The organism is Treponema vincentii, from assembly GCF_018336815.1.
Lineage (GTDB): Bacteria > Spirochaetota > Spirochaetia > Treponematales > Treponemataceae > Treponema.
In genome coordinates this window covers 2,687,438-2,711,688 of sequence record NZ_CP050497.1, presented here as the reverse complement: position 1 = coordinate 2,711,688, position 24,251 = coordinate 2,687,438, and the positions used below count along the sequence as shown (strand labels likewise).

Here is a 24,251-nt window from a genome sequence, read left to right as displayed (position 1 = left end):
AAGGATTATTATACTACTACTTTCCTTTTTTTGACAATATGGACACTCTTTGGGCGCCAACAAACCGGCAACCGCTGATTTATCCGGTTTATTATTTATGATATAATGAGATTTATGGAATTAAATAGATATTTAATAGCATATTTTGTTTTTAGTGTCCTAGGCTGGATATGGGAAAGCATATATTGCACAGCCAAAGAAAGGAAATGGCAAAATCGAGGTTTTTTGTACGGTCCCTTATGTCCCATATACGGTTTTGGCGCAACCATAGGATTATTATTTTATGATCTTATTTCGCTTGGGATAGTTCATCAACTTTCATGGTGGATGATATTTATTATTGGATTTTTCGTTAGTATGATATTAGAGTATCCAACATCATATATTCTTGAAAAAAAAGTTTCATGCAAGATGGTGGGATTATAGTAATGTGCCACTGAATCTAAACGGCAGGACAAGTGTAATTACTTCCATCGGATTTGGGCTAGGGTCAATTATCATTATGAAATATTTGATTCCGCTTTATGAACGAGCTTTTGCTCCAATACCCGATGGCATCATCATTGCCCTTTCAGTTGTTTTGGTGGCGATTCATTCTTCGGATATTACGCTTACGGTCTCTCGTTTGACAAATTTCCAAAGCAACATTGACGAAATGGAAGGCATGTTCCAAGATAAAATGACTTTAACAGTTGACAAGCTTTTTGAAAGACGAAGTAAATTATACGGTAAAACACTAAGCCGAATTGCTTCTTTTAAGATGAGTGAATCGCATAACATGATTGCAGAGAGAATAATAAAGGCAATGCATGATTCAAAAAGGGTGAAATAATATGGTATTATGAGATTATATGAGTTTGTAATGGAGAATGGGTAATTACCGCATATTGTACTTAAGCCGTTTTGATTACCCATTACCCATTATCAATTAAAGCATTATCTGCCTTACGCTTTAAACGTCAAGCCGCCCTTTCCGGCATCCACCGTAATGTCGGTTTTACCGACAAAAGCGCCCGAAAGCAGCTCTTTGGCAAGCTTGTTTTCAAGCTCGGTTTGGATAGCCCGCTTTAAGGGGCGTGCGCCGTACAAGGGATCGTAGCCGATGTCTGCGAGGAAGTCCTTTGCAGCATCCGTTACAATCAAATGCAGGCGGCGCGCTTCAAGCCGTGCGGAAACAGCCTGCAGCTGAATGTCGACAATCTTGCGGATCTGCTCTTTGCCGAGCCGTCTAAAGGTTAAAAGCTCATCGATACGGTTCAAAAACTCAGGGCGGAAGTGCTGCTTGAGCAGGTCTTTAATCTGTGCAGTCATCTCCTCCGGGGTATCCGCCGCTAAAATCAGCTCCGAACCGAGGTTGCTCGTCATAATGATAATCGTGTTGCGGAAGTCTATTACCCTGCCTTGTCCGTCCGTCAGCCGCCCGTCATCCAGTATCTGCAAAAAGACATTGAACACATCGGGATGCGCTTTTTCGATTTCGTCAAAGAGCACCACGCTGTACGGACGGCGGCGCACTGCTTCAGTCAGCTGCCCGCCTTCGTCATAGCCCACGTAGCCGGGCGGCGCTCCGATTAAGCGGCTCACCGAATGCTTTTCCATATATTCGCTCATGTCGATACGGGTAAGCGCCCGGTCATCGTTAAAGAGGAAGTCCGCAAGGGTGCGCGCCAGTTCGGTTTTCCCCACACCGGTAGGTCCGATGCAGAGGAAGCTGCCGAGCGGGCGGTTCGGGTCGGAAAGTCCTGCACGATTCCGTCTGATGGCATCGGCAACTGCCTGCACCGCCTGATCCTGTCCGACAACCCGCTTTTGCAGCACCGATTCAAGGTCGAGGTACTTCTGCTGTTCGCTTGCAAGCATCTTTGCAACCGGAATACCCGTCCACATCGAAACAATCTTCGCAATATCCTCTTCTGACACCTCTTCGCGGAGAAGCTGCCCGCTGCTGCCGGCCTTTTTTGCAAGCTCTGCGGTAACCGCGGAAATCTTTTTTTCCAGCTCCGGTATGCGTCCGTATTTGAGCTCGGCAGCTTTGTTCAAATTGCCGTCGCGTGTAAACTGCGTTTCTTCGCGGCGCAACTGCTCAAGCTCTTCCTTATATTTCCGCGACTCGTTGATGCGGGTCTTTTCGTTTTGCCACTGCGCCTGCATCACGTTCCGCTTTTCGGTTAAGTCGGACAGCTCCTGCTCCAGCTTTTCCAACCGCTCTTTTGAAGCGGCATCAGTTTCTTTGGAAAGCGACACCTTTTCGATATTCATCTGGAGGATTTTGCGCTCCACCTGATCAAGCTCAACCGGCTGGCTTTCAATTTCCATTTTGAGCCTGCTCGCCGCCTCGTCTACGAGGTCGATTGCCTTATCGGGCAAAAAGCGGTTGGTGATATAGCGGTTGGAAAGCACCGCCGCCGCGATGAGCGCCTCATCCTTAATGCGCACGCCGTGGTGTATCTCGTACTTTTCTTGCAAGCCGCGCAGAATGGCAATTGTGTCCTCTACGTTCGGTTCGGGGCAGTACACTTGCTGGAAGCGGCGCTCAAGGGCGCTGTCTTTTTCAATATACTTGCGGTACTCATCCAAGGTGGTAGCGCCGATCGCCCGCAGCTCACCGCGCGCCAATGCAGGCTTTAACAAGTTGGAAGCATCCATCGCCCCTTCGCTTGCACCGGCGCCGACAAGAGTATGCAGCTCATCGATAAAGAGGATGATACTGCCCTCGGCTTTTTGCACCTCGGAGATAACCGCTTTAAGGCGCTCCTCAAATTCGCCGCGGAACTTAGCACCGGCAACCAAAGCGCCGAGGTCAAGCGATAAGAGCTTTTTTCCGCGCAGGCTATCCGGCACGTCCCCGGACACAATCCGGCGGGCAAGTCCTTCTACGATAGCGGTTTTACCGACACCCGGCTCACCGATCAATACGGGGTTGTTTTTGGTGCGGCGCGACAGTACCTGCATCACCCGCCGGATTTCTTCATCGCGTCCGATAACGGGATCGATTTTTTCTTCCCGGGCAAGTTCGGTTAAATCGCGGCAGTATTTTTCGAGGCTGTTGAACGTCGCTTCGGGGTCTTCGCTCGTAACCCGCTGATTTCCCCGCACATCCTTTAAGGCTCTCAACGCCGCATCGTAGGTAATGCCATGCGAGCGGAGCAGTTCGCCTACCTCGTCATCGCTTTTTGTAAGCGCAAGGAGGAGATGCTCCGTGGAAACATACTCGTCCTTGAGCGAAGCGGCGAGCTTTTCCGCCTGAGCGCAGAGTTTTGTTAAAACCGGCGACATATAGACTTGTGCAGAGTCTCCGGTTACCCGCGGTTTTTTATCCAAAATAACATCGAGCGCATCAAGGATCTGATCCGTTGATGCACCGATCTTCTCAATGAGCGGCGGTACAATCCCCTCCTCTTGATCCAAGAGTTTATATAAGAGATGAACCGGCTCAACCTGACTGTGATTGTCCTGTTCTGCAAGCGAGGCTGCATCCTGCAATGCCTCACGTGCTTTAACGGTGTATTTGTCTATGTTCATACAATAAATGTACGCACAAAATGAAAAAACGGCAATAAAATTTTTTTAGAGAAAAATCCTGACACAAAGCGTCGAAATATTAAATTAAACCTGTTCGGAAAGTTCCGTTTCTGAATAGGTTACCTTGAAATGCGATGTTCTAAATCGTGCGAAGAAATAGCGCCTAAATCTGTACAGGTATTATTTGCTGATTTACTTCAAGATTTAAAACAAACAGGAGTAATGCAGCCGTCTTGGCCGAATTTTAGTAAACTTTCAGATAATACTTATCATTGTCATTTAACGTATTCATACATTGCATGCTGGACATGTGAAAATAACTCTATAAATATTGAGGTATATTATGCAGGTAGTAGAGAAAGTACACCCTATTAATGTGAGTATAAAAGGAATCGGCTCCCGTCTCGTTAAGGATTTGGTTATGCAGCACTATCCGCAAGCGCAGGTGGTTGATATCGAAGAAAGTGATAATGGGCTTGAAAAATGGGAAGATACGGAATTATATAAAAAACTAAAATCAGAAATAACCCCGGGCGATAAACTTACAGCTTATAGAACCCGTGCGGGGCTTTCTATCACCGAACTAGCACGGCTTACGGGTGTGAGTTATACGGATATTTCGGCGATGGAAGCCAATCGGCGTGTTATCGGTTTAAAGATAGCTAAAAAATTAGCCGAGGTTCTGAATTGTCGCTATACAGCCTTATTAGACATGTAAGCTTACAATATGCTGTTAGCGGTCAACATTACTTCCGTAATGATAACATGCAACAGTTAAATCAACATATCCTGACACAGAATATCGGGATATATTTGTCCTTATAAGATGGTTGAAGTCGGCTTATCCTACGGTGTAAAACGGATCCGCTGCCAAAAGCTGTTATACAGCTCTAAGTTTGCACCGAGGTCTTTTTTGAGAATGCAGTCTTTAAGGTCGTCGAGTGCGTAGTGCGGCCGCTTTTTTTGGTAGTATCCTGCCTCTGTGTGGATGGAAGGCGGAAAGCCGAAGGTATCTAAAAATTCTGCATAAACGGTAGGCTCAAGCATAAAATTGATAAAGGCATGTGCAAGTTCAGGATGAGGCGCCCCTTTTGGAATACAAAAGCTGTCGATGTACAAGCCTGAATGAACGCCTTGCGGAATAAAGAAATCGACATACTGCGTTTGATCTTCTTGTAACTCCGCAAAAATCGATTCCGCATATCCTTGTACCGCTAAAAAGTCCCCCGACGCAAAAGATTTTGCAAAACCGTCCGCATCAAACTTTACGAGATTCGGCTTCCAGTTATTTTGGACTAACTGATATGCCTGTTCCAACTCATCGGGATTGGTGCTGTTCGGCTCGTAACCTAAAGAACCTAATGCAGCGCCGAGCACTTCCCTCATATCATCCATCATCGTCATTCTGTTTTTTAAATCTGCCTGTTCAAAGATATTCCAGCCGCGCTCATAGTCGGGCACCTCTTTGGTGTTTACCGCAATACCGGCAGCGCCCATGTAATACGGTACTGAAAATTCCATTTTAGGGTCATAGTCAATTCGATGGAGTACATCCGAACGTAAATAGCGGATGTTCGGGATTTTTGAAACATCGATAGGATCAAGCATATTAAGTTTTATCATGATAGAAACATAGTCTGCTGATGGGATAACAAGGTCGTAGCCTTTTGAACCTGCCATGAGTTTGGCAAACATATCTTCGTTTGACGCAAAATCATCGTAGACAACTTTGGCATTGTATTTTTTTTCGAAGGTTTTGATAACGGAATCGGGCGTGTAGTATGTCCAATTATAGAGATAGAGAACCGCTTCTCGTGTATCGCGGCAAGCAGTAAAAACAATAAGCCAAGAGAGTGTTACTACGATGGATAAAAAAATAGAGCCTATTCTTTTAAAACGATGATCCATAGTTTACCTCGCAATGATATTGCATATATAAAACCACATCTATCCAAGATAAAATAAAAAATATTAAAAGTCTGCAATTCGCGGTATAGTTAGGGAAGCGCTGATTAAAGCGAGGAGCGCATTTAAGCAGTGCTTTCCTAAGTTAGTGTAACACAAAGTTGGGATAATTACTATCCTTGATTGACAACATCCTTGATTGACATATCTCAATTTTATGCTCCGGTTAAATCAACCCAATCGGACAAATACTGCAGGGCAAACTCGCTTCTGCGTGGAACCACCGCCGTCCGTGGCAAGTTCAAAAATTGACTTCCTTGTCAATTTTTGAACGCGAGTTTTTGCTGCACAAAAACGTCGCTACTGCTGGGAACCACGGACATCCTCGCTCAAAAATGTACGTCCTTGTACATTTTTGAGCTGCCGGTTTGCTTGCAAACTGGTTACTGTTTGGAACCACGGACATCCCTGTCCGTGATGATACGTTGAGGATTTATTGCAGTAGCGGCACGGATGCCGCTGGTTATATCAGAAGCGATGTTTCGCGGTTACGCGAAACTCGTAGCCAAAACTATACACGGATGTATAGTTTTGGCGTAGATGCGTCGTATATTTTCAAAAGGCACATAATTGACAGGCTTATCTTTATATGATATACCTTTTGCGCACATCTTGTTTTTTAACCTTTTTAAGACGGAAGGAGTATATAATGTCTGGACACAGTAAATGGGCTACAATTAAACACGCAAAAGGAGCAGCTGACGCAAAACGCGGTCAGATGTTTACAAAGTTTATTAAAGAAATTTCTATAGCTGCACGTATGGGCGGCGGGGATCCGAACGGTAACCCCCGGTTAAGAACTGCAATATTAAAAGCACGCGCGGCTAACATGCCGAAAGATAATATTGAAAGAGCTATTAAGAAAGGCACCGGCGAATTGGGCGGTGCAAGTTACGAAGAACTGTTGTATGAAGGCTATGCGCCGGGCGGAGTTGCGGTATTGGTAGAAGTGCTGACCGACAATAAAAACCGGGCGGCAGCCAATGTGCGAAACCTCTTTTCTAAAAACGGCGGTAACCTCGGTGCAACCGGTTCGGTAGCTTATATGTTTAACCGCAAAGGAGTTATAGAGTATGATGCCGAAGTCGTCAGCGAAGAAAAGCTGATGGAAGAGGCATTAGAAGCCGGTGCGGAAGATATTCAGGCCGAAGGCGGCATTATCACCGTAACAACCGACCCCAACGACTTTGCTTCCGTGCTTGAAGCATTACAGGAAAAAGGCTTTGAATCCGTTTCTGCAGAAGTTTCCATGGTTCCCGCAACGTATATGAGTTTGGAAGCGGAAACAATCCGTAAAGTGTTAAAAATGGTCGACCGTCTCGAAGAAGATGACGACGTCCAGAACGTATACACAAACCTCGACATTCCTGATGATTTTGAACCAGAGGAATAACGGTATATTTTGTCATTTTTAATATCATAAACGCCATACTATCGTTGTTTCCAGCGGTTGTTATGGCGTTTTTGTTTTATAGGGATTACAGGATAAACGCGGCACTCTTCGTAATATATCAGAGACGTAATTCAAAATTATGGGTTACATACCGCCGAATCTTTAACCGTCCTGGTTTCCATATCAAAGCAGTTGCCGTAGGGGATGTGATATATCCTGTCAATTCCACACAAATAATGCGATCAGGTCTATATTTTTTCTGCGAAACGGTGTATACTACGTTCAGGAAAATAGGTAAAGTGAGATTACCTAAAAAGATAACGAATGAATCGGGACTTTTATTTTTATAGAGGACTTTTTTATAGGAGGCTGAATATGAAAAGATTATGTGTAAGCTTTGTAAGCATTCTTTTTGCCGCGCTGTGCCTTGTGTTTACGGCATGTAACGGTATGACCGCCGGAAATGAGACCGGTACTGTGAGAATTGTTATCGGGAGTGGGGATGCCCGTGCTGTTGATCCTGCCAATGGGCTACCCCGTTTTGACAATACTAATACGAAAATAACCGTTACCGATGCGCATAGTGGTACACGACTGGCACAAGGGACAACATCTGTTACGCTTCATGTTGCCATCGGAAAGATAATTAAAGTAGAGGCTGCCGTCAAAACGGCAGCAGGGGAATGGAGCGGTTCGGTAGTACATACCGTTACAGCCGGAAACAATGATGTTGCCGTAAGGCTTTCAAAAACGCCAAAGAGCGTGGGGAAGATCCTTTTCAGTGTTGTAGCCGATAATCCTGCAAATCCCGAAATTACTTTGAAGCTTGGAGCTAAAGAACTTCTTACAAATGTTAACATCGGTGGCAATTATATATTACCGGTAACGGCACGGGACGGTATTGGACGGATATATGTGCTGTATGATAAGGGCGGTTCAAGGTATCTTAGCCGCTTTGATGCCGAAGGTAAGAAAGATAACGGCTTTGAGACTGCTATCACAGCTCTGTTGCCGCTTGCCGGTACTCCTACTTCTCCGGCTATGATAACTATGGCAGTTGATCCTAAAACAAATACTATTTTTTTAATCAATAGAGCTAAACAAGCCTATGCGCTAAAAGAAACCGGGCATAATACTTTTACCCGTTCTAATGCGTATAATCTCACCGGTTCGTCTATCAGCACCGTTGACGACATAACCGTAGCTGCTGCATATAACAATATTCTGTTTTTAACGGCGGCAAGTCCATCTCACGGAAATAAGCTCATCGCCTATGAGGCGGCGTTGTCCGGTTCTGCCTTAACGCTTACAGAAAAGGTTGTAAAGACGCTTCCTAGCCTTCGTCCATCCAGCGCCGCCTTCAATAATAACACTGCGTGTACCGGCCTCTTTGCCGACCAAAACCGCGTGTACTGCCTGCTTAAAGAACAAAGATTGGATCATGGGAAGTATGCACTTGGGCAGCTCGTCCGTTATACCTATTCCGGCGGTGCGCTTAACGATGAAACCAAGGTGGGGCTTAATCCCAAAGCCGACAATCTGAATTTAGGCCTTGCTTTCGACGGCAATTATTTTTCCAATCCGATTGGTTTTATCGGCTATGACGAAGAAAAGATCTACATTGCAGACGATGGACTGGATATTCAGTATGTAAACGAAAACTGGCATATCAAGAGCAACAAAAACCGCATCGCTGCATTTAAACGGAACACAAATGCGATAACCTTCGAAGACACGGCGGCAACGTGGTATGAGCAAAAACCTGAGTACAAATACCCCGATACGAAGATACTGCTGTGGAAGAATGATGGGGGTAATATAACCTATTGGACAAGTACATCCGGAACAGATCCTTTTTCCCCGGATAACACGCTGTTTGCAGCTTCTGCGTTCGCAAACCCTACTGATATCTTCTGCTATGACCAAGAGGGGAATCTCTACATATTGTGGAAAGATACTTCGAATGATTACAAGGTTAGACGCTTTGAGCTGAAAAACGGCGTTTCTTATGACGGCACTGCAGGAGTAGATTCTCCCGTGATAGGCATTGTACCGCGGATACCTAAATATATTGCGGTAGATGTTTCCGATGGGCAGAATTGTTTGTATTACGCAAGTGACGATGGCGGTTGGCAGGTATCTAAGTTAATATGGAATGACAATTTTTCTGGGTTGGGAACTGAGACAAACGTGATCACAAGTATAACCGGAAAGATGACCGCGCTTGCTGCAAACAAGGACGGGGTGTTTGTTGCTACGAAACAAACAGGACTGACCAATCGCTATACGCTTAAGGTAACAAAGTACAAGAAGGATAGCCCTGACACTTCGGATGTAACGATTGTTTCTTCCGCCATTGCCGAAGATTCGCATAGTTATCCTGACTCTTACAACGAGTATAATGAAGCTATTTATGACTTACGGATAGTCGACGGTGTGCTGTATGCTGTTACGTCAAAGATAGAAAAAGGGATGAAAGATAATAGCGGGTATCGACTTGATAGCTTTAAAAAACGGCAGTGTGCTGTATAAAGTTGGCCAAACGGCAAATACATTTACAGGCAGCTATGATAAAGAATTTAAAAAGGAGTTCATAGATCCCCCGACTGGTGCTCCGCCCGGAACTAAGGGTACCGGCTATGGATTCTACCGCTTTATCGCCGTTAAGCCGAAAAAGCTCGTTATTGCTTCGGACAGTGCTTGGGGTAAAGACGGAATTACTGCATTCCATGTTAAAGCTAACAATAACAAAGTTTTTGAATATGACTTAGACAAAAACTTGCTGGAAGAAAAGGATGCTGGCGGGATATTCTCTAAACAATTGCAAAGAGAGCCTTCATCCTCCGGTTTTAACTGGGAATAACCCGTACGATGAGTTTTATTCAACGCTGCGCAGTGCGCTTCGGGCGTGCAGCGCAGCACAAGCCGCTCGTCAGCCTCTGCGTTCCGGTGTACGGGACGGAGGGGCTGGTCGGGCGGTTTTTAGACACAGTGTTACAGCAGGCGGATGCGCCGTTTTTTGAAACTATTATTGTCAATGACGGCAGCCCCGGCACAAAAGAGCTTGAGCGTATCATTAAAGCGTACGCCAAGCGGTTTAAGGAGCAGGGGCTGCCGTTCGTGTTTTTGGAACACGGGAAGAACCTTGGGCTGGCGGAAGCGCGCCGGACGGCAGTGAATGCTGCATCGGGGGAATACATCGCCTTTGCCGATTCAGACGATGAGCTGCCTTCCGATGCGCTTCACATCCTGTACGATGCCGCCTGTGCGTCCGGCGCGGATATTGTGCACGGAAAGGCAGCGGTATTCGGTACGGAAGGGGAACCGGAAGCGCGTGTTGCCGTCTTTGCACGAAGATCTCAAAACGTATACGAGGGTGTTTTACATGGCGATGCAATTATGCACGGATTTCTGATAGAACACCTCTATTCGGACTTTTTGTGGGGCAAACTTTTTAAAACGAAGCTTGTTCAAAAGGCCTACGCAGAAATCCCCTTTACCTATTGTACCATGGCGGAGGACGTCCTTACCTACTTTTTTATTGCCTTATATGCCGGTACGTACGTAGGCATACCCGATACTGTCTATAACTATCGCATCAATACCGGCGTTACTTCCCGCAAAGCAATCACCGATCTTGCCGAATGGGAAAAAGTGTGTTCCGCCGCCTCGGTCTTTACTATTATTCTTTCGTATTTGGATGAACACCCTGCGCTCGGCACTAAGATACGCGAATCGCTCAAAGCCCTTGGGCGCACCTACCGCACCGATAACCTCAAGCAGCTGGAAGTTTGCGTGGTTCCTTCATTACAAGAAGAGGCACGGGCAATGCTGAATGAGTGGTGGGGAATTATTGATTAAGAATTGTGAATTATAAATGTCAAACTTTTTAGATGCGTTAGCATTTCCCGCCTCTTATCATATACCGACTTTTTTGCTATAGTTTTACCTATGCCTCAAGATTTTGTTCATTTACACGTGCACTCCGACTATTCGCTGTTGGACGGCGCTTCTTCCATAAAACAACTGGTAACAACCGCTAAGAATCTCGGACAAACAGCCCTCGCGCTGACCGACCACGGCAATATGTTTGCCGCCTTGCGTTTTTTCCGTGAATGTAAGGCGCAGGGGATAAAGCCGGTTATCGGCTGCGAAGTATATGTTGCGAACGGCAGCCGGTTCGCAAAGCCGGAGAATACCAATACCGGTGTCCGCAAATACTTTCACCTTATCCTGCTTGCCGAAACCGAAACCGGCTACCGGAATTTGATGGTGCTGTGTTCCAAAGGCTACACCGAGGGTATGTACTATAAACCGCGCATTGATGAGGAGCTGCTGACACAGTATTCGGAGGGGCTTATCTGCCTTTCAGCCTGTCTTGCGGGGGAATTACCGTCGCTGCTGTTGCAGGGTAAAAAGGCCGAGGCCGAAGCGCATGTCAGGCGGTATCGCAGCATATTCGGCATCGACAATTACTTTATCGAGCTGCAAAAGCATGGTATCGCCGACGAGGAGAAGGTTGCGCCGATGCTGATTGAGATGGCACGCAAGATAGGTGTGCCGATGGTGGTAACGAACGATGCTCACTATGCGGAGCAAAAAGATGCGGTTGCGCAGGATATCCTCCTCTGTATCGGCACAAAAAAGAACCGCTCCGACACCAACCGCATGAAGTTTGAAACCGATCAATTCTATCTTAAATCGGCAGAGGAGATGGAAAAGCTCTTTCCCGGTTATCCCGAAATGTTGTCCAATACCTGCCGCATCGCGGATCGCTGTAACTTTGAAATTCCGCAGCCGGGGCCGCTCCTTCCCGTGTATCAGATACCGGAAGATTTTGCAACAAAAGAAGAGTACATCACTCACCTCGTACACGAGGGATTAAAGAAACGCTACAATCCCGTTACCGAAGAGATGACCCAACGCGCCGACTATGAACTGAGCGTTATTATGAAGATGGACTTTGTCGGGTATTTCCTCATTGTATGGGATTTTATCAACTGGGCGAAGGAACACGGCATTCCGGTCGGGCCGGGGCGCGGCTCCGGGGCGGGTTCCATTGTTGCCTACGCGATGCGGATCACCGACATCGACCCGCTCAAATACAAGCTGCTGTTTGAACGCTTCCTTAATCCCGAACGTATTTCCATGCCGGACTTTGACGTTGACTTTTGCTTCGAACGGCGGCAGGAGGTTATCGACTATGTCCGCAGAAAATACGGTGATGAGAGCGTCGGTCAGATTATCACGTTCGGAACATTGAAGCCGAAAGCCGCAATCAAGGATGTCGGGCGGGTGTTGGAAATTCCGCTCGGCGAGGTAAATGCCATCACCAAAATGATGCCCTCCGATCCCAAGCTCACGTTTGAAAAGGCCTTTGCGGATGTTCCTGAACTCGCCGAAATGCGCTCCGACTCGCGGTACACGGAGCTTTTTTCCATTGCGGAAAAGCTTGAAGACCTCAACCGGAACACGAGCCTCCATGCGGCGGGTATCGTTATCGGTAAAACGAAGCTGACCGATTATGTACCGCTGTACAAGGATTCCAAGACAGGCAAGACCGCCTCTCAGTTTACGATGGATTTAATAGAGGACTGCGGTTTGGTAAAGATGGACTTTCTCGGGCTCAAGACGCTGACGCTGATTAAGCACACGGAAGACCTTATCAAAAAACGGGGAGGGAAGTACGCGAATTTCTCCATTGCTCAGATCGACGAGCAGGATGCGGCGACGTTTAAAATGCTCGGCGAAGGAAAGTCCGCCGCGGTCTTTCAGTTTGAAAGTCAGGGTATGCAGAATATTCTGAAACGTGCAAAGCCCGATAAAATAGAAGACCTCATCGCGTTAAACGCCCTCTACCGTCCCGGGCCGATGGCCTACATCGATCAGTTTATCGAATCGAAATTCGATGCGTCGAAAATTCAATATCCCGACCCTTGCCTCGAAGACATATTGTCGGAAACCTATGGCGTTATCGTCTATCAGGAACAGGTTATGCAGGTTGCGCAGCGTATCGGCGGCTACAGCCTCGGTCAAGCGGACTTGCTGCGGCGCGCAATGGGAAAGAAGAAAAAAGAGGTTATGGAAAAGGAGAAAACGCGGTTTATCGAAGGCGCCGTAAAGAACAATTTTAAGGAAAAAGACGCCGACCGTATTTTTGAAATTCTGATTCCCTTTGCCGGTTACGGATTTAACAAGAGCCACGCCGCCGCTTATTCGGTACTGGCGTATCAAACCGCCTATCTCAAGGCAAATTTCCCTGCGGAATTTATGGCAGCCAACCTCACCAACGAGATTACCTCGACGGATAAGCTGCCGGAGTATATCAGTGAAGCGAACAAGATGGGGCTTGCGCTCCATGCGCCCGATATCAATACCTCGGAAGAATATTTTTCGGTCTATGAAGGAGATATCGTATTCGGGCTGCTCGGTATTAAGGGGGTAGGGGAGCAGGCTGCCCGCGATATTGTCGCTGAACGTACTGCGCACGGCCCCTACAAATCGTTTATCGATTTTCTCGACCGGCTGGATTTACACACCGTGAATAAAAAGAACTTGGAAGTGCTCATCAAGACGGGATGCTTCGATAAGCTCGGCCAAAACCGTTCCGAGCTGTTGGATAATCTTGAAGCGGCAATGGCGTTCAGCGCGCAGAAAAAAGCGGGCTCGGCAGTCGGTCAAACCAGCCTCTTTGAGGACACCGGCATTAAAGAGTTTTCCGATTTTACCTTTAGACCGGTCAACGATTTGCCTCAAAAGGAAAAGCTCCGTATCGAAAAAGAGCTGATGGGCTTTTATATTTCCGGCCATCCCCTCGATGAGTACAAAAAGGCGATTGACCGCAGCGCTACCTTGGAGCTGATTAATTTCCGGCGTGCGCAGAAAGAAAAGCTGTATACCATCGTCGGGATGATTACCGGCATTCGCCCCTATCAGACTAAAAACGGCAAATGGATGGGCTTCGGCACCTTTGAAGACCGTACCGGTACCATCGATTTAACCTTCTTTTCCAAGGCGTGGGAAGAAAACCGCGCCAATGCGCTGCCTGAAACCGTGTGCGGCCTTATCGGGAAAGTGGACTGCTCGCGTGATACGCCGTCGTTCCTCGTTGAATCGATGGTCAGCATTGACGAGCTGAAAGAGCGTTCGATTAAAGAGGTTCATCTTGAGCTTGATCCGCTCATCGAAACCGATTTACAGTTTCAGCCGCTCAAGGATTTCCTCTTCGGCGCGCAAGGCACTTGCGATATTTTTATCCATATTACCGATAACGATACCGTCTATCAGGTGAAGGGCTCTTCGCAGCTGAAAGTATCCTCTTCCGATGAATTTATCGAACAGCTGGGGAAGCAGCCGGGGGTTCTTCAGGTCTGGAAAGAATGAGTCCTTTTGAAAATATACGACGCATCTACTGCGTCATACGGTAAAAAAGTGTCCTCAACGTATCAAAGATACGCCTGCGGTACTTTTTTACCGTATTCCTTGTATCTGCATCGTCTATTTCAAAAGGCTAACGGCAAATGGTATTTCAGAACGGACAAGGATGTCCGTGGTTCCATGCAGAAGCAAGTTTTTTGCCAAAAAAACTTGTCGTTGAAAAGCGTACACGGAAGTACGCTTTTCAACAGCCTGCGGGTGTTATTCGCTCTGCGCCTTGTATCCGGTACCACTATTTTCAAAAGCGCTGGAAAGGCAACGCAGATGCCCGCATATTTGCAAAAGAGGAGGTAATCAATATTGTTAATAGCCGAATATAATTATGAAGAGGATATTGCAGTACAACGTGCAGAAGAACGTGAAATAGACTTTGCTGAAGGTATAGAACAAGGCATAGAACAGGGGGGGGCATAAAAAAGTTGTTGGAAGTGCAAAAATTTTAAAGCAGATCCATTCTGATATCGCAATGATTATGCAAGTAACCGGTTTAAGCGCTGAAGAGATAGCAACGCTATAGAGGTACCTTGCTCTATTTTTCGGATAAAGTTGTTTTATCAATTTGTGATGTTTAAGGCAACCGTTTGACTTCCGGTGCGGTTGCCTTTTATCTGTTAGAATTCTTCGATGGTTCCGTTGGCGTTGCTTAAAAAGACGCGCGGAGGTTTTTGGGTAAAAAATCCGTTTTCAATAATGCCCGGTATGGCATTCAGCTCGCTTTCCAATTTTGCCGGATTGATTTTTGTATTGGGCGGCCATTTGATATCCATGATGAAGTTTCCGTTATCGGTGATAACCGGCCCCTTTTTCCGGATGCCATCACGGATAATCATCGAAACATCGTAGCCTTCAAGTTTTTTCATAATGCTGAGCCGTGCTTCCGGTACAATTTCGATGGGGAGCGGAAAATGGACTCCTAACGTTTTGACGCTTTTTGTTTCATCCCCGATAACGACAAACAGTTCGCTGTTATAGGCGATAATTTTCTCACGCAACAAAGCCGCCCCTCCGCCTTTAATCAGATTTTTTTTGGAATCAATCTCATCCGCTCCATCAATCGTAAGATCCAACGAGCCGTTGATGCGTCCCGAACTGAGGGAAAAAATAGGAATGTTGAATTCCTCGCACGCTATTGATGTCTGAAAACTGGTAGGAACGGCAGCGATGTTTTTTAGCTTCCCTTTTGCAATATACTCAGCCAAGTGTTTTACGGCAGGCATCGCGGTAGAGCCGGTTCCAAGGCCGATTTTCATCCCCGAATGGATGAGCCCCTCGGAAATCAGTTTGTCAATAGCAGCGTGTGCAACCAATACTTTTTGATCTTCAATACTTATCGTATTACTCATAGGAACCTCCTGTAAATAATTCAAATTGTTTATATGCTTGGTACCGAAGCATATTGTATCCGTTACAAATATCGCAGCCGGCAGCTTCGGCACGTTTTAAGAGCGCTGTTTTTTCGGGAGTATAGATAACGTCGAATACCTTTTCGGCGCCCGAAAAACTGTAAAATTCAAGCGGATCTTCATCCTCATGCATACCGACAGAGGTCGCCTGTATAATCACATCGGAATATTTTTTGAGTATACGGATAGAGGCCAAGTCCAAGACCGCCCATCGGAAGTTATATTGTTCTGCCAGCTGTTTTGCCTTTTCCGCAGAACGACCGAAAACGCAGGCTTTCCCATGCAGCAGATGTACGGCATTGGCAATTGCATGCGCCGCTCCGCCGGTACCGATAATAGCGACATGTTTAAACCTTAGGCTCTGAACGTTCAAAAATTCTTGCAAAGCTCGCGAAAAACCGTCGATATCGGTATTGAAGCCTCGCCGTTTGCCTCCGTCAAATAGTACCGTATTCACAGCCCCGCACGCAGTTGACGCGGGGCCGATCGAATCCAAAAAAGGAATAATATCGAATTTAAACGGATGAGTAACCGAAAGACCTGCTATTCCGGTACAATCGGCAAATGCAATAACTTCTTTGCTGTCCGCAGCCGAAATCGGGATATAGACGGCGTTGATATTCTTTCGTTCAAAACCTTTATTGTGAATAGCAGGACTGAGGCTTCTTGTCGTATCCATACCGGCAACCCCGTATATGCTCGTTTTATCATTTATTGTGCGAAAGCGATATAGCTCGTTGAGCGTAATAGGATCGATGAATTCTTGTTCTAAATGGTGTGGTATAATATATTCCCGCGGCATGGTATATACAATTGAAGAATGCAGTTTCGCCGCTAAAATACGAGAAGGAATACCGTACTTGCCCATCGCAATTAATATATTTTGTCCGTTAAGTTGCTGTGCTTGTTTGAAAAGCGCCGTTACATCCGCAAGGCTATCGGCCTTATATGCAATTTTTACAATTTCTTCGTCCGTCCGCCGGATTTCCTGTATTTTAGCAGCGATGTCTTTAATCGGCGCTTTGATACTGTGAACACTGCGGATAATGCCGATGTTAAAGGCTTGCGCCGCCTCTTCCAAACTCGGCGCCTGCACATCGGATTCGAGGTCGAGATATGCAAAATTATTAAGCGGCTCGGTATCCGCAAAGGCAAGCCCGCGGGCAAACAGTGTGATACGGGAGCCTTCCCCGCCTTTGAATGCTCCGCCGTCCAGAAATCTGCGTATGGTTAAGATAGCCGGTATATGCGCAATTTTCGGAAACATACGGATGTGCAGCAACTCTTGCGGGTCAAGAAAGTCTGCCCGCAGCTCAACAATATCGATCCACGGACGGTACCGTTCAATGAGTTGAATATTTTTATCAATTGTATTTTCCGTCAATACAAGGCATATTTTAGGCGCCATATCGATAGTATAGCATAGAATATTGAAAAAGTATAAGGCGTCGCATGCTCTCTTTATCTTACGACGACACGAATGCGTATGGAGCGGAAAAAATCCATTCGAGATAGCAACTTGACAGATATATTTTAATAACAGATAATCAACGGAGCTTACGAATCCCTTTTTATGCAACTTTCGCGCCAATTTTGCCTTATGCTTTGCGTCGGCAAAGCCTCAAACGCGGGTTAAGCAAATGTCAGGGAAACACCGATTAATTCGAATGCGAATTAATCAGCACTTCTTGAGATTGACCTGTCTGAAGGCAGACCGGAACGGAACCGCTCTCCGTGGAGGTTCTGATGCGATTGTCCCTGTTGAAGGAGAATACGTTGAAAAAGTTTGAAGAACGCTTAGCCCGTCTTGAAGAAATCAGCGAAAAAATCAAGAGCGCCGATCTTCCGTTGGAAGAGGCTCTTGCCGCTTTTGAAGAAGGAATAAAACTCGCTAAAACTTTGGAAAAAAGATATTGATAAAATAGAAAGCAAGGTGCAGATATTGATGAATCAGCCGGTACCGCCACAGGATAAGCCTGAGTTGGAACTGTTTTCAACTGATGACATATAGCAATGGATACCCTATCTCAATCACCTGAATTATCCCAAGCTTCCTCGCACACCGATACTGCGGCGGTTCAGTCAGCCAATTCTACCGTGGCCGTGTACAGACCGGTAAAGGCGCTTGATCCGGAAACCGCACGGAAGATTGCCGCCGGAGAAGTTATCGACCGCCCTGCAGCCGTTATCCGTGAGCTTTTAGACAATGCAATCGATGCCGGCGCTTCAAAGGTGCAGGTGGAAATTTCAGGCGGCGGTATCGAGCGCATCCGGGTTATGGATAACGGATGCGGAATGAGCCGCGAAGACCTCGCTATCTGCACGGATACCCACACGACAAGCAAGATTTCCACAGCGGAAGACTTGCTCTCCCTGCGCAGCCTCGGTTTCCGCGGTGAAGCGCTTTCTTCTATTAAAGCAGTCAGCAATTTGGAGATCACCTCAACGCGGAGCGGCCCTGCCGCATGGAAGCTGCAACTGGGAAAAATCCTTCCGGCGCGTTTAAACGCCGGTACGGTGGTGCAAGTAGAAAACCTCTTTGAAAATTTCCCCGCCCGCAAGCAGTTTCTAAAGCGGGCGGCTGCCGAAACGGCACTGTGCAGGACGGTTTTTCTCGACAAAGCCCTGCCGCATTACCACACCGAAATGCGCTTTATCACAGACGGAATGCTCCGTTTTCTCCTTGCTCCTGCGAAGTCGTTGCGGGAACGATGCCTTGCGGCGTTTTCGTTTAAAGAACCCGAAGCGCTCTTTTTTGAAATCGAAGGAGGCGGTGAGCATTTTTCGTTCCGTATTGTGCTCGGCAGTCCGGATGTCGTTCGCAGCGACAAACGCGCCATCATGGTGTTTGTCAACGGTAGAAGGATTACCGAGTTCGGGCTTACGCAGGCAATCGAGTATGGCAGCGAAGGCTATTTTCCCAATGGGGGACATCCCGTTGCGTTTTTATTTTTAACGGTAGCCCCATCGCGTGTAGACTTTAACATTCACCCCGCAAAAAAAGAAGCACGCTTTCAAGATTACGGCGCCATCCACCACGCCGTCAGCAGCGCCGTCGGCTCCTTCTATCGACAGCATACCGTTGCAAGTCTCTTAAAAGAGAAGTATGATCCAAGCCTTACCCGCCCGCTAAATTTTCAGCACGGTTCTCCGACAGAAGCATATCCACAGCCGCCGCACTCCGACACGACAACTGGCCTGTATGGATACGGTAAAAGCGGTAACCCAGCCGCCGACACCGCAGCCGATGACTATGCTCGATATGAAAAGGCGTACGGAAACGATACCGGTGCACTGTCTGCCGGATACGGCCGCACGTTATCCGGCACCCAAGTGGGCTACGATGACGCACAGGGCGGATACGGTAGCGCATTCCGCCAAATAGCGGCGACAGCGGCGGTTAGCTATTCGGCAAGCGGGCATATTATTCCGCCGCCTGCGGCTACAGGTACGGCAGCGTATTTACAGCCGCCGCCGGATCTTCCTCCGGCAGATTTTAAGCTGCTCGGACAGGTTGCCGGTACCTTTATCGCGGTAGAAAAAAACGATGCGCTGTATTTAATCGACCAACATGCCGCCCACGAGCGGATTATCTTTGAGCAGCTGCGGCACAATACCGGCGGTGTACAGGAGCTGTTAATCCCCTACCGGATTATTACTTCATCGGAAGAAGACGATGCGTTTATCAAAAAACATCAGGAGCTGCTGTGTAAGGCAGGGTTTGCCCTCTCCGATGAAGGTGCAGGCGTATGGCAGGTAACCGCCGTACCGGCACGGTGGACAGGTACGGAGCGTGATCTTATCCGCGACATCACCGGTGTCCGTAAAAATGCCGGTGATATCCTCTATCAGGTTTTAGCCTCAGCAGCTTGCCGCGCTGCCTGTAAGGATCACGCCATCCTCGATCCCGTAACACAGCAGCGCATTGCGGCGCAAGCCTTTGAACTTCCCGAACCGATCTGCCCGCACGGCCGCCCAATCTGGATTGTGCTTACCCGCGAGGAACTCTTTAAACGGGTTAAGCGGACCTAGAGACGAAATTCCATGGCAACTGCATCAAAAATATTTTTAGTGGTTGCCTTCTTTATTACCATTATAAGGAAAGCATTATGAGCGAAGCAATTTTTTTAGGCCGCGGCGAAGCTGCCGTTGAACTTTTACCGATGAGGGCGAATAGACACGGACTTATTACGGGGGCTACCGGTACGGGAAAGACCGTTACGCTCAAAGTAATTGCGGAAGCATTCAGCGATTTAGGTGTGCCGGTGTTTTTACCGGATGTGAAAGGCGACCTGTGCGGTTTTGCCGAAAAAGGCGAATCGAGCGTTAAACTGCAAGAACGGCTCAGTCTCTTGCATATTTCAAACTTTGAATTTAAAAGTTATCCCGTGCGGATGTGGAGTATCTTACAAGAAACGGGACACCCCATACGCACTACGATTTCCGAAATGGGGCCGTTGTTACTCTCTCGCCTGTTAGACCTTAACGAAGTGCAAACCGGCGTACTGAATATCGCGTTCAGGGTCGCCGATGAGGACGGGCTATTGCTTTTGGATTTAAAGGATCTTAAAGCGATGCTCCATTATATCAGTGAAAATAAGCAGGATTTAAAATTAAAATACGGTAATATCTCCGACACATCGATAGGAGCAATTCAGCGGAATCTTTTAACGCTCGAAAATGAAGGAGCGGATAATTTTTTCGGCGAACCGGCTTTAGACCTCACTGATTTTTTTAAGCAAACATTCGAGGGACGCGGATATATCAATATATTAAATGCCGTCAAACTGTACCAAAAGCCCATGCTGTATTCAACCTTTTTGTTATGGTTCTTATCCGAGCTTTACGAGAATCTCCCGGAAATCGGCGATGCTGAAAAACCGAAAATCGTTTTTTTCTTTGATGAGGCTCACTTATTGTTTGATAACGGATCAAAGATATTGCTTCAAAAGATTGAACAAATTATGCGTTTAATCCGGTCGAAGGGCGTTGCAGTCTTTTTCGTTACCCAAAATCCCGCCGATATTCCCGAAGCTATCCTTGGCCAGCTGGGAAATAAGATTCAGCATGCGTTGAGGGCGTTTACCCCTAAGGACGCAAAAGCCATACGCCTTGCAGCCGAGACCTTCCGCGTCAATCCTGCGTTCGACACCGCTCAAGTCATCACACAGCTTAAAACCGGAGAAGCCCTTGTTTCCGTTTTGCAGCAGGACGGCAGCCCTTCTATAACGCAGCGGACAATGATTGCTCCTCCTCACAGTAAAATAGGTGTAATTGATAGCGCTAAAATCACAGCGTTGGTGGAAGAATCTCCCTTGTTATACAAATACAAGGATCCTGTAGACCGTGAATCCGCCTACGAGATTCTTACCAAGCAATTTACCGAACAGGCTGAAGCTGTAGCACGACAAGCCGAAGAAAAACAGCTCGCAAAAGAAACCGCAGCAAAGGCAAAAGAAGAAGCGGCGCTTATACGAGCCGAAAACGCCAAAGCAAGGGCGGAAGCGGCAAAGTTAAGGCTGGAAGAAGCTGCGAAACGGAAAAATCAAAGCACCACAGACCGGTTGGGGAGAATTTTGGTTGACAGCATCACCCGCTCAGTCGGACGGGAAATTACCCGCGGTGTCTTCGGCTCTATTAAAAAAATGCTCCGTTAACACCACCGCCGTCCATGGTTGTTTTGAACAAAAACTCGAAGCTAACAAATGTACACGGAAGTACATTTGTTAGCGATGGCATCCATGGCGAGAAACGTGAATATTGTACGTCCTTGTACACGAGGTTTAGAAATGAACATGGATGTTTATTTCTAAACAATGCTTTAGACGGTATGCATATTTTCAAAAAAGTATCTGATGCTTTTCATACCTTGAACAGTTGGTGGTAAAGTGATAATATCTTAACATAAAGTTATTAGAGAAAGTTGATATACATAAAAATATTAGCATTTCTCTATGAGCAGGCGTTTGCCGGCTACGCATCCTACAAGTGAAGTACCCCATAATAACAGCGGATTTTTTACCAACTATTCACTGCTAACACGGACGGCCTCCACGGCATTCAATGTAATGCAGTAGTTTGATGCAATCTTAAATTTGTCTAAAGGAGATACTTGACAAAATGAATGAAAAAAGTATAATCCCCGATACGTACGTACGGAAATCATCATTGCAAGACGGGAAGTATCTTATGAATACCGGAAAACGAATCTTCCCGCTTAGATATAAGCTTGTTTTATTTTTTGGGTTATTGATTTTAGCGGCGGGCGTTACGCTGGGAACTTTGGCAATAAGGACAGCACGTAAAGCCGTTATAGAAAAAATTGAAGTCCATCTTACCGACAAGGCGACAGACGTTGCAGAGATTGTCGACGGAAGAGCCTCTTCCTTTGTACAATTTGTAGAGGGACTTGCCCGTATGCCGTTTTTACGTGATAACAGTCTTTCATTGCAGGAAAAGGCGCGAATGATAACAATAGAAGCGGAACGGAATACAAAAATAGATTACTTCGGCGTGTGCGATCTCGAAGGTAATCGGTATGACGCGCATAGAGCCCTCACGTTTGTAAGTGACAGAGAATGGTTTCGGGCCGCTGCTAAGGGGAAAAACTATATTACGGAACCATTCCTTTCGCAAATAACGAATAATATGCAAATACTCTTTGCTGTTCCGGTCTATGACGACATGGATACCATCATCGGTGTTCTGAGTGCGGCGGCGCCGGCAAAATTGCTTTCCCAAGAAATAGAGGATATTATCGTTGGAAAAACAGGCGAGTGTTACATACTCGGATTAACCGGTACTACCATAGCGAATAAGAATTATGAGCGAGTAACCGGCAAACAAAATGCGATAGAAATGGCAAGAACAGACTCATCGCTTACTTCGTTAGCAACTTTTACCCGGCATGCACTTGACACCCAAAAAAGCGAAGTGGGCTATTATGAGTATAACGGCGTCACTAATATAGCCTCTTATGCAACCATACCGTCGACCGGTTGGACTGTTATTATAAAAGCTCCGGTGGATGAATTTATGAGAACCGTAAATGCGCTTCGCAGAGGCATTATGCTTACCGGTATTATTATTTTAGTATTATCGCTTGTCATTGTGTATATTATCGCCTATAAAATGATGCAGCCTGTTCAGGCTGTTGTCGCTGCATTGCGGGATATTGCTCACGGTGGAGGAGATTTAACGGTTCGCCTGCCGGTTATTGGAAATGATGAAATAACGAATTTGTCCGCATACTTCAATGAAACAATCGAGAAGATTGGATTATCGATACGTGCCGTCGGCGTAAATAGCCAATCGATGGAAGAAGTCGGAAATGAGCTTGCTTCCAACATGGTAGAAACCGCGAGCGCCATCAACGAAATAAGCGCCAATATCGAAGGTGTAAAACAACAGGCAATGACACAGGCTGCAAGCGTAACCGAAACGGCAGCCACTATCGAAGAGATCGTTCGAACGATTAAGCAGCTTAATGGCAGTATCGAAATGCAGGCGGAAAGTGTTGCACAATCATCTTCTTCTATAGAACAGATGGTTGCAAATATCGCTTCAATTACCAAGACGCTTGAAAGTACCGACGGCGTTATTAAAAAGTTGGCTTCCGCAACCGGAGACGGCAAAGAGACCGTTGTGACTGCCAATACCGTAACGCAGAAAATTGCAGAGGAATCAGGTGGTTTGCTGGAAGCGTCGAGCGTTATTCAGCATATCGCTTCGCAGACAAACTTACTTGCAATGAACGCTGCAATAGAAGCCGCACACGCAGGGGAAGCCGGTAAGGGGTTTGCAGTTGTTGCCGACGAAATCCGAAAGCTGGCGGAAGATTCCGCAACGCAAGGCAAGGCAATAACTGCAACACTGAAAATATTAAGTGGGGAAATCGAAACGCTTTCGGATTCTTCCAGAACCGCTGAAGAAAAATTCAGTACCATCTTTAACTTATCGGAACAGGTAAAATCGATGAGCGACCGTTTAACCGAAGCCATGCGTGAACAAGAAAACGGTAGCAAGGAAGTGCTTACTGCAATTAAAAATATCAATATGGTAACGGTTGAAGTAAGCGAGGGGTCTACCGAAATGCTCAAAGGGGGCGAAGGCGTTGCGGAAGAAATGCAGAAGCTCAACGATCTTACCCGTGTCATTACCGACAGTATGAATGAAATGGCAGCGGGAGCGGTTCAAATCAATAATGCCGTGCAGGAAGTAAATGAAATTACACAAAAAAATAAACACAATATTGAAAGCTTAGTATCCGAAGTTAATAAATTTAAGGTTTAACCGGTTTCTTTGCAAGATTGCGAAAAATAAGTCGTCATTATTCTTTGACCCCTTATTTTTTTCTAACAGATAGGCAAACGCATCAGGCACCATCTTCAACTGTTATACGTCCATAGCAGTTCTGGGTGAACAGCCTCATTTTTCTGCGGGGATATTCAAGGAAGTGTCTGATGCGGTTACCCGGAAGAATTTTCAGGCAATACCTTGACGAGAGATAGAAATTCGCATAAGCTATTGAA

The 24,251-nt window shown here is 46.5% G+C and carries 15 protein-coding genes and 1 pseudogene; 12 read left to right on the top strand and 4 right to left on the bottom strand.

Features of this window, described 5'->3' with window-relative positions:
- Nucleotides 1–105 precede the first annotated feature (105 nt).
- Both GWP40_RS13640 and GWP40_RS13200 read left to right on the top strand, forming a co-directional pair.
- Nucleotides 106–426: a putative ABC transporter permease gene (locus GWP40_RS13640; RefSeq protein WP_414162751.1), complete on the top strand. Its 321-nt coding sequence runs from the start codon at nucleotides 106–108 to the stop codon at nucleotides 424–426.
- Nucleotides 427–430: 4 nt separating this feature from the next.
- Entirely contained in the window at nucleotides 431–832 is a 402-nt protein-coding gene (locus GWP40_RS13200) for a putative ABC transporter permease (protein ID WP_230974677.1), read from the top strand.
- 113 nt (nucleotides 833–945) lie between these two features.
- On the opposite strand, the gene clpB is transcribed toward GWP40_RS13200, so the two are convergent.
- Nucleotides 946–3,522: an ATP-dependent chaperone ClpB gene (gene clpB / locus GWP40_RS12395; RefSeq protein ID WP_212565550.1), complete on the bottom strand. Its 2,577-nt coding sequence runs from the start codon at nucleotides 3,520–3,522 to the stop codon at nucleotides 946–948.
- Nucleotides 3,523–3,865: 343 nt separating this feature from the next.
- Here clpB and GWP40_RS12390 point away from each other — a divergent pair, with 343 nt between their 5' ends.
- The gene (locus tag GWP40_RS12390; protein ID WP_212565549.1) at nucleotides 3,866–4,240 is read left to right on the top strand and encodes a helix-turn-helix domain-containing protein; all 375 of its coding nucleotides are present in this window, start codon (nucleotides 3,866–3,868) and stop codon (nucleotides 4,238–4,240) included.
- A 128-nt stretch (nucleotides 4,241–4,368) separates the two neighbouring features.
- Here GWP40_RS12390 and GWP40_RS12385 read toward each other — a convergent pair whose 3' ends face one another.
- The gene (locus GWP40_RS12385; protein WP_212565548.1) at nucleotides 4,369–5,430 is read right to left on the bottom strand and encodes an extracellular solute-binding protein; all 1,062 of its coding nucleotides are present in this window, start codon (nucleotides 5,428–5,430) and stop codon (nucleotides 4,369–4,371) included.
- 706 nt (nucleotides 5,431–6,136) lie between these two features.
- Between GWP40_RS12385 and GWP40_RS12380 the strand changes: the two genes are divergently transcribed.
- From GWP40_RS12380 to dnaE, 5 genes are all read left to right on the top strand, one after another.
- On the top strand, nucleotides 6,137–6,880 hold the full coding sequence (locus GWP40_RS12380) for a YebC/PmpR family DNA-binding transcriptional regulator (protein ID WP_212565547.1): 744 nt from the start codon (nucleotides 6,137–6,139) through the stop codon (nucleotides 6,878–6,880).
- A gap of 375 nt (nucleotides 6,881–7,255) precedes the next feature.
- Nucleotides 7,256–9,412, top strand: a complete 2,157-nt coding sequence (locus GWP40_RS12375) for a glycoside hydrolase family protein (RefSeq protein WP_230974482.1) — start codon at nucleotides 7,256–7,258, stop codon at nucleotides 9,410–9,412.
- Nucleotides 9,378–9,743, top strand: coding sequence for a hypothetical protein (locus tag GWP40_RS13195; RefSeq protein WP_230974481.1), 366 nt, complete (start codon nucleotides 9,378–9,380; stop codon nucleotides 9,741–9,743). The genes GWP40_RS12375 and GWP40_RS13195 overlap by 35 nt, the downstream gene beginning before the upstream one ends.
- Before the next feature lie 8 nt (nucleotides 9,744–9,751).
- On the top strand, nucleotides 9,752–10,741 hold the full coding sequence (locus GWP40_RS12370; protein ID WP_212565546.1) for a glycosyltransferase family 2 protein: 990 nt from the start codon (nucleotides 9,752–9,754) through the stop codon (nucleotides 10,739–10,741).
- 90 nt (nucleotides 10,742–10,831) lie between these two features.
- Nucleotides 10,832–14,263 carry a DNA polymerase III subunit alpha gene (dnaE, locus tag GWP40_RS12365; RefSeq protein WP_212565545.1) on the top strand — a complete coding sequence of 1,144 codons (3,432 nt, stop codon included), beginning with the start codon at nucleotides 10,832–10,834 and terminating at the stop codon, nucleotides 14,261–14,263.
- Nucleotides 14,264–14,928: 665 nt separating this feature from the next.
- Here dnaE and rpiA read toward each other — a convergent pair.
- Both rpiA and GWP40_RS12350 read right to left on the bottom strand, forming a co-directional pair.
- Nucleotides 14,929–15,660 (bottom strand): ribose-5-phosphate isomerase RpiA, encoded by a 732-nt coding sequence (gene rpiA / locus GWP40_RS12355; RefSeq protein ID WP_212565544.1) that lies wholly within the window; start codon nucleotides 15,658–15,660, stop codon nucleotides 14,929–14,931.
- Nucleotides 15,653–17,128: a type I 3-dehydroquinate dehydratase gene (locus GWP40_RS12350; protein WP_212565543.1), complete on the bottom strand. Its 1,476-nt coding sequence runs from the start codon at nucleotides 17,126–17,128 to the stop codon at nucleotides 15,653–15,655. Before GWP40_RS12350 ends, rpiA begins: the two co-directional genes overlap by 8 nt.
- 368 nt (nucleotides 17,129–17,496) lie before the next feature.
- Here GWP40_RS12350 and xseB point away from each other — a divergent pair.
- The 4 genes and pseudogenes from xseB (at nucleotide 17,497) to GWP40_RS12330 (ending at nucleotide 24,012) form a co-directional block, all read left to right on the top strand.
- Nucleotides 17,497–17,731: pseudogene (gene xseB / locus GWP40_RS12345) on the top strand (exodeoxyribonuclease VII small subunit).
- Between the two features lie 2 nt (nucleotides 17,732–17,733).
- Entirely contained in the window at nucleotides 17,734–19,752 is a 2,019-nt protein-coding gene (gene mutL, locus GWP40_RS12340; protein WP_212565542.1) for a DNA mismatch repair endonuclease MutL, read from the top strand.
- Nucleotides 19,753–19,829: 77 nt separating this feature from the next.
- Nucleotides 19,830–21,377 (top strand): helicase HerA-like domain-containing protein, encoded by a 1,548-nt coding sequence (locus GWP40_RS12335; RefSeq protein ID WP_212565541.1) that lies wholly within the window; start codon nucleotides 19,830–19,832, stop codon nucleotides 21,375–21,377.
- A 532-nt stretch (nucleotides 21,378–21,909) separates the two neighbouring features.
- Nucleotides 21,910–24,012, top strand: coding sequence for a methyl-accepting chemotaxis protein (locus tag GWP40_RS12330; protein WP_212566624.1), 2,103 nt, complete (start codon nucleotides 21,910–21,912; stop codon nucleotides 24,010–24,012).
- The last annotated feature ends 239 nt before the right edge of the window (nucleotides 24,013–24,251 follow it).

Bases quoted from the DNA above. Each gene is read 5' to 3' on its own strand.
- dnaE (WP_212565545.1), top strand. From the start codon at position 10,832: ATGCCTCAAGATTTTGTTCATTTACACGTGCACTCCGACTATTCGCTG.
- clpB (WP_212565550.1), bottom strand. From the start codon at position 3,522: ATGAACATAGACAAATACACCGTTAAAGCACGTGAGGCATTGCAGGAT.
- GWP40_RS12350 (WP_212565543.1), bottom strand. From the start codon at position 17,128: ATGGCGCCTAAAATATGCCTTGTATTGACGGAAAATACAATTGATAAA.
- rpiA (WP_212565544.1), bottom strand. From the start codon at position 15,660: ATGAGTAATACGATAAGTATTGAAGATCAAAAAGTATTGGTTGCACAC.
- GWP40_RS13640 (WP_414162751.1), top strand. From the start codon at position 106: ATGAGATTTATGGAATTAAATAGATATTTAATAGCATATTTTGTTTTT.
- mutL (WP_212565542.1), top strand. From the start codon at position 17,734: ATGGATACCCTATCTCAATCACCTGAATTATCCCAAGCTTCCTCGCAC.
- GWP40_RS12375 (WP_230974482.1), top strand. From the start codon at position 7,256: ATGAAAAGATTATGTGTAAGCTTTGTAAGCATTCTTTTTGCCGCGCTG.
- GWP40_RS12380 (WP_212565547.1), top strand. From the start codon at position 6,137: ATGTCTGGACACAGTAAATGGGCTACAATTAAACACGCAAAAGGAGCA.
- GWP40_RS12370 (WP_212565546.1), top strand. From the start codon at position 9,752: ATGAGTTTTATTCAACGCTGCGCAGTGCGCTTCGGGCGTGCAGCGCAG.
- GWP40_RS12385 (WP_212565548.1), bottom strand. From the start codon at position 5,430: ATGGATCATCGTTTTAAAAGAATAGGCTCTATTTTTTTATCCATCGTA.
- GWP40_RS12335 (WP_212565541.1), top strand. From the start codon at position 19,830: ATGAGCGAAGCAATTTTTTTAGGCCGCGGCGAAGCTGCCGTTGAACTT.
- GWP40_RS12330 (WP_212566624.1), top strand. From the start codon at position 21,910: ATGAATACCGGAAAACGAATCTTCCCGCTTAGATATAAGCTTGTTTTA.
- GWP40_RS12390 (WP_212565549.1), top strand. From the start codon at position 3,866: ATGCAGGTAGTAGAGAAAGTACACCCTATTAATGTGAGTATAAAAGGA.